The organism is Tersicoccus solisilvae (assembly GCF_014643255.1).
Lineage (GTDB): Bacteria > Actinomycetota > Actinomycetes > Actinomycetales > Micrococcaceae > Tersicoccus > Tersicoccus solisilvae.
This window is the reverse complement of the sequence record NZ_BMJI01000001.1, coordinates 180,710-194,765: the sequence shown is the minus strand read 5'-3', so window position 1 is coordinate 194,765 and position 14,056 is coordinate 180,710. Positions and strand designations below refer to the sequence as shown.

The following is a 14,056-nucleotide window of genomic DNA, read 5'->3' as shown; positions in this document are numbered from 1 at the left end:
TCCTGATTTGGGCGGGGCTGGCGCGATGCGGTATCGTCGTGTCTCGGCCCAACGGGTCTGGGGGCGTATAGCTCAGGCGGTTAGAGCGCTTCGCTGATAACGAAGAGGTCCCAGGTTCAAGTCCTGGTACGCCCACTCCCACCCTCTCGTCTCGTGAGGAATCCATGAAGAAACTGCTGGCCATCGCGGCCGCGGCGGCCGCCGGAGTCGTCGCCTGGCGCCGGTACCAGGATGCCGAGGCGGAGAAGAAGAAGTGGCGCGACGCCACGGACACCATCGACTGACCCACCCACTCGGGGACTTAGCTCAGTTGGTAGAGCGGTAGCTTTGCAAGCTTCAGGTCAGGGGTTCGATTCCCCTAGTCTCCACTCGTCGAACACGAAGGCCCGGTCCTTGCGGACCGGGCCTTCGTCGCCGGTACAGAGGCTTCATAGGCTTCTTTCGGGTGGTTGCCGTGCTTACACGGACCAGGAAACGATCGGTCCGCTGAATTATCGCAACTCATTCTGAGAACAAACAGAATCAATGTCTCTGGGCATTGCGGGGCGACGAGCTTTGCGCCACAATGGTGAATATTTGAGTGAGCGACTAACGGGGGTATTCTAGTGCGACTAAAGGCGGTTCATCTCAAGAACTTCCGGCGCTTTTCCGACTTAACTATAGAAGAGGTACCGGCCTCCGCTCGACTTATCGTACTCGCGGGCCCAAATGGCGTCGGGAAATCTTCATTCTTTGACGGTCTTCAAACCTGGTACAGGTTGTCCGCCTGGAACACGGCACAGGGAACAGACGACTACCATTCTAAGTTCGGCGCTTCGGACCCTGCAGAATGGTATCGGCGCGTGACCGTCGAGTTGCACGGTGAAGAATCTGATCAAGAGTCACTGCGTCACTCTACCGTCTATTTTCGGACGGCGTACCGGCACGAAGCGGACTTCAACGTTCAGAACCTCACGCAGCAACCTTCTCCTCTCGAGGATAAGGGTTACGCGCGCCGGGCGGTCGATATCGATCAGTCGGTCTCTGAGAACTATCAACGGTTACTTTGGCAGACATTCTCGGCCGTTTATGATGAAACCACGCCGGATAACGCCACTAAAGCTGAGATTAGAGACCGGCTGACTGGGAGTCTCAGAGATTCGTTGCAAAGAGTTTTTCCAGATCTCGTTCTCACCCGAATCGGCGGCCTGTCGCGCGGCCGAGCTTTCGAATTCACTAAAGGCGAATCGCGGGGATTTCCCTACGTGAATCTGTCGGCCGGAGAGAAGGCGGTCTTTGACCTTCTCCTTGATTCAGTGATCAAGGCTGAATACTTTGAGCGGTCTATCTGGTGTATCGATGAGCCGGAAGTCCACATTGGAACGGCCGCTCAAGGCCTTGTTCTCCGGGAGTTGCTTCGGCTCATGCCGGCTGATGCTCAACTGATTCTTGCTTCACATAGTCTGGGATTCATGTCTGAGGCGGTAAAGATATCGGCTCAAGGCGGCGACGGCGTCGCTTTTCTTGACTTTGGATCCCACGACTTCGATAAGCCGGTTCGCATGACTCCCGTGCGACCAAGTAGAGAATTTTGGAAACGAAACTTGGTAGTAGCTATGGACGACATCGCGACTTTGGTAGCGCCAAGGACGGTCGTAATGTGTGAGGGGAGCGGAGACGGCTTTGACGCGCAGTGCTATCGACAGATCTTTTCGGCGGAGTACCCTGACACTGATTTCGTCTCAGTCGGAAACAGCTCAGACGCGCAGTTGGACAAGTTGGGTCTGACTTCGACACTGCAGACGATCGTCGAGGGTACAAACGTTATTCGATTGAGGGACCGCGACCTTGCTTCAGAATCGGAAGTTGCTGAATGGCGAGGCAACGGAACCCGAGTTCTGAGCCGGAGGCATATCGAAGGCTACTTATTCGATCAAGAGGTTCTCGACGCGCTGTGTGATCGCCTGGGTGTTCCCGAGGCCAAGACCGATCTGGCGTCGATTCGGTTGCGGAGGATGGACGAACTTGCTGGTCGGGGGAAGGACCCAGATGATGTTAAGTCGGCAGCAGGCCCCATGTACACCGACATCCGGAAGCGTCTTTCGCTCGGAGGCGCCGGAACTACTGCGCGAGCGTTTGCGATCCAGCACTTGGCGCCACTAATCCGTCCTCCGATGCGCGTGTATAAGGAGTTGAAGGCGGATCTCGCCATCGATTCGTAGGTGTCGGGTGGCCTGACTCCAGACTCGAGGTTGCACACGAAAGGGCCCGGTGACCGTGATGATCACCGGGCCCTCTGCGTAGAGCTACGGCGTCAGGACTGCGAGGTCCCCGTCGTGCCGGTGGTGGGGGCGATCGGCGCCTGCGCGCCCGCGGCCGGAGCCGTCGGCGCGGTGTCCGCCACGTGCTTGCCGTCGCCACCGGAGACCGTGGTGGTCACGCGCGGGGCGGTCGGCTGCGGGGTCTTCCACGGGTCCTCGACCGGCTTGGACGCGCGCCACGCGGAGACACCGGCCACGGCGGCCGCGGTGATCGCGCCGACTACCAGCCAGCCCTTGCCGGTCTTGCCGCTGGAGCGCTTGGCGTTCTTCGACGCGGTCTTCGCCGCGTCGACCAAGGCCTTCTGCGCCTTCTTGACGGCCTTCTTGTCACCGGTGATCTTGGCGACGATGAAGTCGAGCTGCTCCGGGGTCTCCACCCCGCCGAGCCGCTTCGCTACCTGGGCCGCGACGTCGCCGATCTTCAGCTGCGCCGCCGGGATGTACTGGTCGACCACCTTGTCGCGCGCGGTGTTCAGCGCCGGGGTCGCCCGGTCGAGCTGCTTCTGCAGCGCCGGGCCCGCGCTGTCCACGGCCTTCGAGATGCGCGGGCCGGCCGCGTCCAGGCTGCGCTGCAGCTTCGGCGTCAGGGTGGCGACGCCGTCGGCCAGCTCGTGACCGGCTCGGCGGGCAGCACTCTGGACGGCGGGGGACGCGGTGTCGATCCCCGCCTGCACGCGGGAGACCGCCCAGTTCAGGGCGCCCTCGGCGGACTTGTCCTTCTTGCTCACATCTACCTCCAGAAAGGGTGTGGTGGTCCGCCCCTAGCCTACGGGGTCGCGCCAGACTCGCACTATCGCCCGTCGGCGCCGTTTCACTGTGCGCTGAACCCGCCCGTCAGGGCCCGCGATCCGGCCGTCCTGTCGGTGCTGCATGGAAGAATCGGCCCCATGAGTGCACAGGCAACGCAGAAGGCGACCATCCACACCACCCTCGGCGACATCGTCGTCGACCTCTTCGGCAACCACGCCCCGAAGACCGTGGCGAACTTCGTCGAACTCGCCACCGGCAAGCGCGAGTGGACCCACCCGGCCACCGGCGAGAAGACCACCGACCCGCTGTACGACGGCGTCATCTTCCACCGCATCATCAAGGACTTCATGATCCAGGGCGGCGATCCGCTCGGGCGCGGCGTCGGGGGCCCCGGCTACGAGTTCGACGACGAGATCGCCCCCGACCTGGACTTCACCCAGCCCTACAAGCTGGCCATGGCGAACGCCGGCAAGCGCGGCGGCCGTGGCACCAACGGCTCGCAGTTCTTCATCACCACGGTGCCCACCACCTGGCTGCAGGGCAAGCACACCATCTTCGGTGAGGTCACCGACGCCGATTCGCGCGCCGTCGTCGACAAGCTCAACGGGGTGGCCACGGACCGCGGCGACAAGCCCGTCGACGACGTGAAGATCACCAGCATCGACGTCGAGGACGTCTGAGCCCAACTGAGGACCCCTCGAGCATGAGCTTCGGACAACCGGCGGTCGGCGGGACCGACACGGAGCCGCGGTGCCCCCGGCACCCGGACGCCGTGTCGTATGTGCGCTGCCAGCGCTGCGGGCGACCCGTGTGCGCCCAGTGCCAGCGACCCGCCGCCGTCGGTGTCCAGTGCGTGGATTGCGTCGCCGAACAGGCGGCCGCCACGCCCACTCCCCGCACCGCGTTCGGCGGCGTGGTGCGCGGCGGCCGGCCGATCGTCACCTGGACCCTGATCGGCCTCTGCGTCGTCGTCTTCGTCGCCCAGTACCTCGTGCCCGGCGTCACCTACGCCCTCGGCTACGCCCCCGTGCTCACGGCCACCGAGCCGTGGCGCATGATCACCAGCGGATTCCTGCACTCCCCGGGGTTCCTGCTGCACATCATGTTCAACATGTACGCCCTGTGGGCGCTCGGCCAGGCCCTCGAGCCGATGCTCGGTCGCGCCCGCTTCCTGGCTGTTTACCTGCTCGCCCTGATCGGCGGTGCGGTCGGCGTGCTGTGGCTCGGCGATCCGCTGACCCTCGTCGTCGGCGCGTCCGGGGCGATCTTCGGCCTGTTCGGCGCGCTCTTCGTGATCCAGCGCCGGCTCGGCGCGGACACGCGCGCCCTGCTGATCGTGCTCGCCATCAACGCCGCGCTCGGCTTCTTCTATACCTCCATCTCGTGGCAGGCCCACCTGGGCGGGCTTCTCACCGGCGCCCTGGCCGCCGTGCCCCTGGTGTGGGCGCCCCGCGGGCCGAAGCGGGCCCGGGTCCAGTGGCTCGGCCTGGCCGGGGTGCTCGTGGTGCTGGCCGCGCTGACCGTGCTGCGCCTGGTGACCGCCTCCGGCCTCACCTGACCCGCACAGCGGTCGACGCGCTCGGGAACGAGCGCGAACAGAACTCTTCAGTACGGCCCCGGTGCTGCGGCACCGGGGCTGCGGTGCATCCGGCGGCGACCCGGGTTGTCCACATCGATACCCACAGTGTGGACAAAGCACAGTCGTGTAACTCCGGGCCGATCGCCGTCATCGCGGCGGTGTGCGGCTGTCCACCGCTGTGCGCGACACGCCCACAGGGTTGTCCACAGGTGTGGACGACGGCGACGACGGGCTCAGGCGGGCTCGGCGGCGGGGTGGATCTGTTCGGCGGGCCGGACCTGATCCAGCTGCGCCGTGTCCGTGGGCAGGGCCGCGGTGATGACCGAGCCGTCCTCCCGGGTCCCGCCGAGCACCGGCGTGCGCGGCGCCCGCCCGTGCCGCGGTCCCTGGCCCACCAGCGGGACGACCAGCGGCTCCAGCGTCGTCACCTGCAGGTCGCGGCCTCGCACCGACAGCGACACCGGGCCCTCGCCGTCCTCGATCGTCGCGGTCAGGCGTTCCTGCTCGACCTCGATTCGCATCCGCACTCCGTGCCGGCGGATCCGGAACGTCAGCTTCGACCAGGACTCGGGCAGCCGGGGATCGAAGCCGAGCCCCACGCGCAGATCCATCATGCCGCCGAACCCGTACACCAGGGAGTTCCACACCCCGCCGGCGGAGGCGATGTGCACCCCGTCCACGGTGTTCCGGTGCAGGTCGGCGAGGTCCACGTAGAGGCCGTGCAGGAAGTAGTCGAGCGCGGACTGCTCGTAGCCGACCTCGGCGGCGATGATCGACTGCACCACCGCCGAGAGGGTGGAGTCGCCCGTGGTGATCGGGTCGTAGTAGTCGAAGTTCGCCTTCTTCTGCGCCTGCGTGAACCGGTGGCCCTGCAGGAACATGGCGAGCACGACGTCGGCCTGCTTGAGCACCTGGAACCGGTAGATCACCAGCGGGTGGTAGTGCAGCATCAGGGGCCGCCGGTCCTCCGGTGTGGCCGGCAGGTCCCACATCTCCCGGTCCAGGAAGTGCTCGTCCTGGGGATGGATGCCCAGCTCCTCGTCGTACGGGATGGTCATGTGGGCCGCACAGTCCCGCCACTTGCCCGGCTCGGCCGGGTCCAGGTCCAGGCGGTGCACCATCCGCTCGTAGGCGGCCCGGTCGGTTCGCCGCAGGGCCCGCACCGAGTCCGCCGCCCGCTCCAGGTTGTACCGGGCCATCACGTTGGTGAACAGGTTGTTGTTCACGACGGTGGTGTACTCGTCCGGCCCGGTGACGCCGTGGATGTTGAACACGCGGCGGTCGTTCTCCCGCCAGAAGCCGAGGTCCTCCCACATCCGCGCCGTCTCGACCAGGATGTCGATGCCGTTGCCGCGCATGAACTCGAGATCCCCGGTGGTGTCCACGTAGCGGCTGACCGCGAAGGCGATGTCCGCGTCGATGTGGTACTGCGCGGTCCCGGCGGCGTAGTAGGCGGAGGCCTCCTCGCCGTTGATGGTCCGCCAGGGGTAGAGGGCGCCGCGCTGGGCCAGCTCCCGGGCTCGTTCCCGGGCCTTGTCCAACTGGTTCACGCGGAACCGCAGGGCGTTCCGGGCCAGCCCGGGACACGTGTAGGAGAGGAACGGGATGACGTAGACCTCGGTGTCCCAGAAGTAGTGCCCCTCGTACCCGGAGCCGGTGACCCCCTTCGCGGGCACCCCGAGCTGATCCGCCCGGGCGGTGGCCTGCGCGATCTGGAACAGGTTCCAGCGGATGGCCTGCTGGGTGGCGGCGTTCTCGTCGCCGCTCTCGACCTCGACGTCGGCGTCGGCCCAGAACCGGTCCAGCCAGGCGCGCTGGGCGTCGCGGCTGACCTGCGGGCCGTCGGCACGGAACCGGTCCAGCGTGCGCCGGCACCGGTCGAACAGCTCGCGCACCGGCACGCCCCGCGAGGAGTGGTACGCCACCGTCTTCGTGATGGTGATCGGCCGGCCCGCGGTCGCCTGCACGCGGTAGACCTTCTTGCCCAGGTCCGCCTCGGTGCTGATCAGCTCCTCGTACTCGTTCTCCGTCTCGATCGTGTGGTCGGCGCCGACGGCGAGCGTCATCCGCGACGAGGCGCACTGGTACCCGAGGATCATCCGGCGCCCGCTGCACCAGTCCCCCCGCGGCTCGAGCACCCGGGCGGACAGCCGGGCGGACTTGCGCGGATCCACGCCCTCACCCATCGCGGCGGCGCTCACGTGATACTCGTCGACCCCGTCCTGCCGGTTGAGTATCTGGGAGGAGACGGCCACCGGGGCGTCGCCGTCGAGCATCGTCACCTTCAGCGTCATCACCGCCAGGTGCCGCTGGTCCAGCGAGATCATCCGCGAGGACTCCACCATCACGCGCTTGCCCGCCGGCGTGCGCCAGATCAGGTTCCGCCGCAGGATGCCGTCCCGGAAGTCCACGGACCGCTCGTAGTGCTCGAGGTCCGCCACGGACAGCAGCAGCGGCTCGTCATCCACGTAGAGCTTCATCAGCTTCGCGTCGGGGACGTTGACCATCGTCTGGCCGGTCTTGGCGAAGCCGAACGCCGACTCGGCGTGGCGGATCACCCACGTCTCGTGGAACCCGTTGATGTACGTGCCGTGGGTGTGCGCATCCCGGCCCTCCGGCGGGTTGTCCCGCATCCCCAGGTACCCGTTGCCGACGGCGAACAGGGTCTCGGTCAGGTGCAGGTCCGCGGTGGTCGGCCACGTCTCCGTCAGGCGCCACGGGTCGGCGGGGAACCGGTCCCGGTTCAGGGGGTCGGTGAACGACTCCGGCTCGTTCTCCACCCCGGCCGTGTGTCCGGCGATCATGGCAGCACCTCGTCCAGGTCGGTGACGACGACGTCGGCTCCCGCGTCGGTCAGGGTGTCGGCTCCGGCGCCGCGGTCCACGCCGAGGACCAGGCCGAAGCGCCCGGCCCGGCCGGCGGCGACCCCGGAGGTCGCGTCCTCGACGACCACGGCGCGGGCCGGGTCCACGCCGAGCAGGTGCGCGGCGCGCAGGAAGGTGTCGGGCGCCGGCTTGCCCGCGAGGTCCTCATCGGCGGCGGTCAGCCCGTCGACGACGCAGTCGATGTCCGCGCGGATCCCGGCGGCCTCCAGCACGGGCCGCGCGTTGCGGGACGACGAGACGACGGCCAGCGCGGTGCCTCGCTCCCGCAGCGCGTCGAGCAACCGCCGGGACCCGGGGTAGGGGGCGATGCCGTCGCGGGCGAGGACGGCGTTGAAGGCCGCGTTCTTGCGGTTGCCCAGGCCGTGCACCGTCTCGGCGTCCTCGGGGTCGTCCGGGCCGCCCTCGGGCAGTTCGATCCCGCGGGAGGCGAGGAACGCCCGGACCCCGTCGGCGCGGGGCCGCCCGTCCACGTGCGCGAAGTAGTCCGCGTCGGTGAACGGCGGCTGATCGCGCCCGGCGAGGAAGGCGTCGAACATCTCCGCCCACGCGGTCCGGTGGATCTGCGCGGTCGGGGTCAGGACGCCGTCGAGGTCGAACAGGACGGCGTCGAAGTCGCTCCAGTCCACGGCACCATGCTAAGGGCGCGCTGACACGGGAGAAAGCGTTTACGACCGGTACTGCCGCCGCCGCTCGTCCGGGGCGAGGATGAGGGCATGGAGCACACCGAGTCACCCACGCCGCACGGCAGGATCGTCAGCGTGAACGTCGGGGCGGGCACCCCGCGTCCGCGCGCCGCGTCCGGGCGCGTCACCGGGATCCACAAGCGGCCGGTGACCGGGCCGGTCGCCGTCGCCGACCCGGGGCCGCGCTCCTCGACCGCGGGCAGTGGGTTGGCCGGTGACGTCATCGGCGACACCCGGCACCACGGGGGCACGGACCAGGCCGTGTACGCGGTGGCCCTCGAGGAGCTGAAGCACTGGGGTGGGCGGCTGGGCCGGGCGCTGCCGCCGGGCGCCTTCGGCGAGAACCTGACGACCGCCGGCTACGACGTCGACGGGGCGATCCTGGGGGAGCGGTGGCGGGTCGGTGACGTGGAACTGCAGGTCACGGGCCCGCGTGTGCCCTGCGGCACGTTTCGCACGGCGATGGGCGTGACCGGCTGGTTGCGGTTGTTCACCGAGCGCGGGCGCACCGGCGCCTACTTGCGCGTGCTCAGCCCGGGCCTGTTGCGGGCGGAGCTGCCCCTGACCGTGATCCACCGGCCCGCGCACGGGGTGACCGTGCCCGTCCTGTTCCGCGCGCTGATGGGGGACGCGCAGGCCCGCGCGCGGGTGGACGCGGCCGGGGAGGACCTCTCCGACACGGCACGGCGGAGCCTGGCCCGACGTTCACGCACCGCCGACCGGTGATCGTGAGCCCGTTCTCCACAGGGGTTGTCCACAGTGTGGAGAACTTACACGGCTGTCATTCGCCCCGGAACGCGAGCGACGCCGATCGTCCCCCGAGCCGGGCAGGCGGGCGCCCTCGGGCCGTGCGGCCCGCGTCGCCGCCGTCGTCGTGCGCGCCTGACCGCCCGGGTTGTCCACATCGTGCACAACCTGTGGACGAGACGGCCTGTGGAGGCTGTGGACGGGCTCAGCCCCGGTTGGTGTGATCGGGGACCTCCAGGAACAGACAGAACGGGTGTCCGGCCGGATCGAGCAGCACACGCACGTCCTCCTGCGGCTGGAACGTCGCGAGCCGGGCACCGACGGCCACGGCATGGGCGACGGCGGGCGCGAGTTCGCGCACCGCGAGGTCGAGGTGAACCATCATCGCCGGATCGCCCGCGCCGGCCGGCCACACCGGGGGCCGGTACCGGGCCTCGTACTGGAAGGACAGGCCCGCCCCGGCCGGTGCCCGCAGCGTGACCCACTCCGGTTCCCGGGTCCCGTACGGCCACCCGAGGAGCCGGTGGTAGAAGTCCGCGAGGGCGGACGGGTCGTCGCTGTCGAGCACGACGCCGGCGAGGTCGAGGACCGGCTGGGCGGCGTCGGCGGCAGGGGGCTCCGGAGGCGTGCTCATGCGGCGAGGGTAGACGAGGCGGTGGCCGTGCGGACCGCCCCAGGGCTGGACTGCGGACGATTGCTGTCCGCGGGCCAACTGGCAGTCCGGTCCACCTCCGGCTACCCTTGACGGGTTTTGTCACCGACCCGAGAGGCAGCATGCCGCCCGAAGCCAGCAGTCCGAAGCGCGCCACCCCCACGGTCGCGACCGGTGCCGACGAGCACCGTCCGCGCCGCGAGCACCGCGGCGACGGCCGTGCCGGTCGTCGCGTCCGCCGCCGTGAGCTGACCGTCGAGGACGTCAACGTCGTCGACCGGCCCCAGCTGCGCAAGGCCGTCACCGGCACCGTCGTCGGCAACGCCATGGAGTGGTACGACTTCGGCATCTACGGCTACCTCGCGGTCACCATGGGCCAGGTGTTCTTCCCCGCCGACGACCCCGGCGCCCAGTTGTTGGCCTCCCTCGCCGCCTTCGCCGTCAGCTTCCTGATGCGCCCGCTCGGCGGCCTCGTGTTCGGGCCCCTGGGCGACAAGATCGGCCGGCAGCGCACCCTCGCGGTGACCATGCTGATGATGGCCGCGGGCACGTTCGCCATCGGCCTGCTCCCGACCTTCGAGCAGGTGGGCGTCCTCGCCCCCGTGCTGCTGGTGCTCCTGCGCATGGTCCAGGGCTTCTCCACCGGCGGTGAGTACGCCGGGGCGACGACCTTCGTCACCGAGTACGCGCCGGACCGGCGCCGTGGCTTCCTGGCGTCCCTGCTGGACGTCGGCAGCTACCTCGGCTTCGCCATCGGCGCGGCCACCGTGTCGATCTTCCAGCTCACCCTCGGCGAGGCGGCGATGCTCGACGGCGGCTGGCGCTGGCCGTTCCTCATCGCCGGTCCGATCGGCCTGATCGGGCTCTACTTCCGGTTGCGCATCGAGGAGTCCCCGCAGTTCGAGGCCAACCAGGCGCTGCGGGAGGACGCCGCGGCCGCCGGTGCCGGTGCGCCCACCGAGCCGCGGCTCGGCCTCGCCGGCATCGTGCGGGCCCACTGGCGCGAGCTGCTCATCGCGCTGTTCCTCGTCGCCGCCGCCAACACCGTCGGCTACGCGCTGACCTCCTACATGCCGACCTACCTGACGGACACGCTGGGGTACGACGCCCTGCACGGCACCGTGCTGACCATCCCCGTGCTGGTCGCCATGTCCGCGGGCATCCCCCTCACCGGTCGCCTGTCGGACCGCTTCGGCCGCCGCCCGGTGCTCGCCGTCGCGGCCATCGCCACCATCGTGCTGATGATCCCGGCGTTCAGCCTGCTGGCCGTCGGCGCCCTGTGGTCGACGATCCTCGGCCTGTGCCTGGTGGCGCTGTGCGTGATGCCGTACGTCGCCAACCTCGCCTCGTCGCTGCCGGCGCTGTTCCCCACGGCCAGCCGATACGGCGCGATGGGCGTGGCGTACAACTTCGCCGTCGCGATCTTCGGCGGCACCACCCCGCTGCTGGTGCAGGGCCTGATCGAGCTGACCGGGCAGGACATGGTGCCGGCCTGGTACCTCATGTTCTTCTCCGTCCTCGGTCTGATCGCCATCTGGCGGATGCCCGAGACGGCGGGCCGGCCGATGCTCGGGTCGATGCCGAACGTGCAGTCCGACGAGGAGGCCGCCGCGCTCGTGGCCGGACAGCACGAGAACGACCGGCTGGACCTGGACGCCCTGCCGTTCGCCACGGCGCCGGTCGATCCGACGCCGCATCCCGAGGCGGGCACGGTCGAGGCGGGCACGCTCGAGACCAGCCGCTGACACGCGGGACGGCGGCCGGACCGGCCGCCGCACAGCACGCGGGCCGGGAATCGAATGATCCCGGCCCGTGTTGCCGCCTCCGGACACCCCACATCGACTGAGACGGAGGAGAAGCATGTCCCGCATCGCCATCCTCGGCGGCCACGGCAAGGTCGCCCTCCTGCTTGCCCGTGACCTGACCGACGCCGGTCACCGGGTCACCTCGCTCTTCCGGAACCCGGATCACACCGACGAGGTGGCCGCCACGGGCGCCGATCCCGTCGTCTTCGACCTGGAGGCCGCGGGCACCGACGAGATCGCCGCGCGCCTGGCCGGGCACGACGCCGTCGTCTTCTCCGCCGGCGCCGGCGGCGGCAGCCCCGAGCGCACCTACGCCGTCGACCGGGACGCGGCCATCCGCTCGATCGACGCCGCCGCGTCCGCCGGTGTCCGCCGCTACGTCATGGTGTCGTACCTCGGCGCCGGACCGGACCACGGCATCGACCCGTCCGACGGCTTCCACGCCTACGCCGAGTCCAAGGCCGCCGCCGACGCCTACCTGCGTCGCAGCTCCCTGGACTGGACGATCGTCGCGCCCGGGTCCCTGACCCTGGACGAGCCGACCGGGTCCATCGAGGTGGACCCGTCGGCCGCGCAGGGCGAGCGTGCCGGGTCCTCCCGGGCCAACGTCGCCCTCGTCATCGCCGCCGCGCTGGCGACGCCCGCGTCGGTCGGACGTACCATCGGCTTCACCGACGGCCCCACGCCGATCGAGTCGGCCGTGGCCACGCCGGCCCCCTGAGCCGGTCGTGACGGTGACGGCTCTCGCCGGACGGGAGGAGGGGTGATGGTCGAGGGCATCTGGATCCTGCTCATGGTGGGCACGGTCCTCGTCGTCGCCCCCCTGGCGAGCCGCCTCGGGGTGGCGGCGCCGCTCGCCCTCGTCGTCGTCGGCATCGGGGCCTCCTTCCTGCCGTTCGTCCCTCACGAGCCGATCGACCCCGAGATCATCCTCACCGGGCTGCTCCCGCCCCTGCTCTACGCCTCCGCGATCGGGGTCTCGCTGCTCGACGTCCGCTCCGAGGCACGGCCGATCCTGCTGCTCTCCGTGGGCCTGGTGGCCTTCACCGCACTCGGGGTCGGCGCCACGGTGTGGTGGCTGCTGCCCGTCGTCGGGTTCGCTGCGGCGTTCGCCCTCGGCGCGGTCGTGGCGCCGCCGGACGCCGTCTCGGCCACGGCCATCGGGCGCACCATCGGCCTGCCGCGTCGGGTGCTGACCATGCTCGAGGGCGAGTCCCTGCTCAACGACGCCACCGCACTGGTCCTGCTCTCGACGGCGATCGCGGCGATGAGCGGCGCGGCGACGGTCGGCTCGATCACCGGCGGCTTCCTGCTCAGCGCCGTCGGCGGCGCCGGCGTCGGTTTCGTCGTCGCCTGGGTGGTCGGCCAGGTTCACCAGCGGGTCACCAGCCCGTCGGTCAACACCGGCCTGTCCCTGATCACGCCGTGGCTCGCGTTCATGCCGGCCGAGGCCATCCATGCCTCGGGTGTGCTCGCCGTGGTCGTCGCCGGGCTGATCATCGCCCACAAGTCGCCGATGCAGCAGAACGCCCTGAGCCGGATCAGCCAGACCACCAACTGGCGCACCGTGCAGTTCCTGCTCGAGAATCTCGTGTTCCTCATCATCGGCCTGCAGCTGTCGACCATCATCGGTGCCGTGGCGGACACGGAGATCGGGGTGATCGAGGTGGTGCTCGTGTGCCTCGCCGTGTTCGTCGCCGTCGTCGTGCTGCGCTTCGTGTGGGTCTTCGTGACCCGTTTCGCCGTGGTCCTGGGTCGCGGGGCGGAGGGCCGGCCGCTGTCCGTGCCCGAGGCGTCGGTGCTGGCTTTCGCCGGAATGCGTGGTGTGGTCACGCTGGCCGCGGCGTTCGCCCTGCCGCCCGAGACACCGCAGCGCGAGGTGCTCGTCCTGGTCGCCATGGTCGTGGCGGTCGGGTCCCTGCTGATCGAGGGCTCGCTGCTGCCGTGGTTCGCGCGGCTGATGGGGGTGCGGGGGCCCGGCAGCTCCGAGGACGCGCTCCAGGAGGCCCACGCCGTCCAGCGCGTCATGGAGGCGGGGGTGAAGCGCCTCGACGAGATCGACGAGGCGCACGCGCTCGATCCCGACACCGTCGACGAGCTGCGGCGGATGGCGGAGCGGCGGATCAACCGCTCGTGGGAAGCGCTCGGCTCCCAGACCACGCACAAGACGCCGGCCCAGACCTTCCGGGCGCTGCGGATCAAGATGCTGCGCGCCGAGCGGGAGGAGGCGCTCCGCATCCGCGCGGACCGCGGCGTGGACCACGAGGTGCTGCAGCGCGTGATGATCTCGCTCGACATGGAAGAGGCCGTGGTGCTCGCCGCCGGGGAGGGCGTGGACGCGGACGCGGACGACGACGTCGTCACCCCGGACAGCATCGCGGGCGAGTGCGAGCACCTCGAGGCGGCGCGGGACGGCGACCAGCCGGAGGCGGACGCCGACCACTGCCTCGACTGCGACCGCGAGGGTACGGCGACCGTCCACCTGCGCATGTGTCTGACCTGCGGCAAGGTCGGGTGCTGCGACTCCTCGCCCGCGACGCACGCCCGCCGGCACCACGACGAGACCGGCCACCCCGTGATGCGCAGCATCGAGCCGAACGAGGCGTGGCTCTGGTGCTACCCGGACGAACTGCTCGGTTGAACGGCGCACACGGG

At 69.5% G+C, this 14,056-nt stretch carries 12 protein-coding genes and 2 tRNA genes; 10 read left to right on the top strand and 4 right to left on the bottom strand.

What is annotated here, in order from left to right; translation table 11 throughout:
* Nucleotides 1-61: 61 nt before the first annotated feature.
* The 4 genes from IEX22_RS00950 (at nucleotide 62) to IEX22_RS00940 (ending at nucleotide 2,201) form a co-directional block, all read left to right on the top strand.
* A tRNA-Ile gene (locus IEX22_RS00950) sits at nucleotides 62-135 on the top strand.
* A gap of 29 nt (nucleotides 136-164) precedes the next feature.
* Nucleotides 165-284, top strand: a complete 120-nt coding sequence (locus IEX22_RS15700; protein WP_229659669.1) for a DLW-39 family protein — start codon at nucleotides 165-167, stop codon at nucleotides 282-284.
* Nucleotides 285-295: 11 nt separating this feature from the next.
* A tRNA-Ala gene (locus IEX22_RS00945) sits at nucleotides 296-368 on the top strand.
* 237 nt (nucleotides 369-605) lie between these two features.
* Nucleotides 606-2,201, top strand: coding sequence for an AAA family ATPase (locus IEX22_RS00940; RefSeq protein ID WP_188664964.1), 1,596 nt, complete (start codon nucleotides 606-608; stop codon nucleotides 2,199-2,201).
* Between the two features lie 92 nt (nucleotides 2,202-2,293).
* Here the strand turns inward: IEX22_RS00940 and IEX22_RS00935 are convergent, their stop codons facing one another.
* Complete coding sequence (locus tag IEX22_RS00935; RefSeq protein ID WP_188664961.1) at nucleotides 2,294-3,028, bottom strand: hypothetical protein; 735 nt, start codon at nucleotides 3,026-3,028, stop codon at nucleotides 2,294-2,296.
* A gap of 159 nt (nucleotides 3,029-3,187) precedes the next feature.
* Here IEX22_RS00935 and IEX22_RS00930 point away from each other — a divergent pair, with 159 nt between their 5' ends.
* Complete coding sequence (locus tag IEX22_RS00930) at nucleotides 3,188-3,730, top strand: peptidylprolyl isomerase (RefSeq protein WP_188664959.1); 543 nt, start codon at nucleotides 3,188-3,190, stop codon at nucleotides 3,728-3,730.
* A gap of 173 nt (nucleotides 3,731-3,903) precedes the next feature.
* A complete protein-coding gene (locus IEX22_RS00925) occupies nucleotides 3,904-4,608 on the top strand; it encodes a rhomboid family intramembrane serine protease (RefSeq protein WP_306464415.1) in 705 nt (234 codons plus the stop codon).
* 254 nt (nucleotides 4,609-4,862) lie between these two features.
* On the opposite strand, the gene IEX22_RS00920 is transcribed toward IEX22_RS00925, so the two are convergent.
* The gene (locus IEX22_RS00920; protein ID WP_188664952.1) at nucleotides 4,863-7,433 is read right to left on the bottom strand and encodes a glycoside hydrolase family 65 protein; all 2,571 of its coding nucleotides are present in this window, start codon (nucleotides 7,431-7,433) and stop codon (nucleotides 4,863-4,865) included.
* On the bottom strand, nucleotides 7,430-8,140 hold the full coding sequence (locus tag IEX22_RS00915; RefSeq protein WP_188664949.1) for an HAD family hydrolase: 711 nt from the start codon (nucleotides 8,138-8,140) through the stop codon (nucleotides 7,430-7,432). The genes IEX22_RS00920 and IEX22_RS00915 overlap by 4 nt, the downstream gene beginning before the upstream one ends.
* A gap of 87 nt (nucleotides 8,141-8,227) precedes the next feature.
* Here IEX22_RS00915 and IEX22_RS00910 point away from each other — a divergent pair, with 87 nt between their 5' ends.
* Entirely contained in the window at nucleotides 8,228-8,923 is a 696-nt protein-coding gene (locus tag IEX22_RS00910; protein WP_188664945.1) for an MOSC domain-containing protein, read from the top strand.
* 226 nt (nucleotides 8,924-9,149) lie between these two features.
* Here IEX22_RS00910 and IEX22_RS00905 read toward each other — a convergent pair whose 3' ends face one another.
* Nucleotides 9,150-9,578: a VOC family protein gene (locus IEX22_RS00905; protein WP_188664942.1), complete on the bottom strand. Its 429-nt coding sequence runs from the start codon at nucleotides 9,576-9,578 to the stop codon at nucleotides 9,150-9,152.
* A 140-nt stretch (nucleotides 9,579-9,718) separates the two neighbouring features.
* On the opposite strand from IEX22_RS00905, the gene IEX22_RS00900 reads away from it, so the two are divergent.
* From IEX22_RS00900 to IEX22_RS00890, 3 genes are all read left to right on the top strand, one after another.
* Nucleotides 9,719-11,341 (top strand): MFS transporter, encoded by a 1,623-nt coding sequence (locus IEX22_RS00900; protein ID WP_188664939.1) that lies wholly within the window; start codon nucleotides 9,719-9,721, stop codon nucleotides 11,339-11,341.
* A gap of 115 nt (nucleotides 11,342-11,456) precedes the next feature.
* Nucleotides 11,457-12,122, top strand: a complete 666-nt coding sequence (locus IEX22_RS00895) for an SDR family oxidoreductase (RefSeq protein WP_188664935.1) — start codon at nucleotides 11,457-11,459, stop codon at nucleotides 12,120-12,122.
* A 45-nt stretch (nucleotides 12,123-12,167) separates the two neighbouring features.
* Nucleotides 12,168-14,042, top strand: coding sequence for a Na+/H+ antiporter (locus IEX22_RS00890; protein ID WP_188664932.1), 1,875 nt, complete (start codon nucleotides 12,168-12,170; stop codon nucleotides 14,040-14,042).
* The last annotated feature ends 14 nt before the right edge of the window (nucleotides 14,043-14,056 follow it).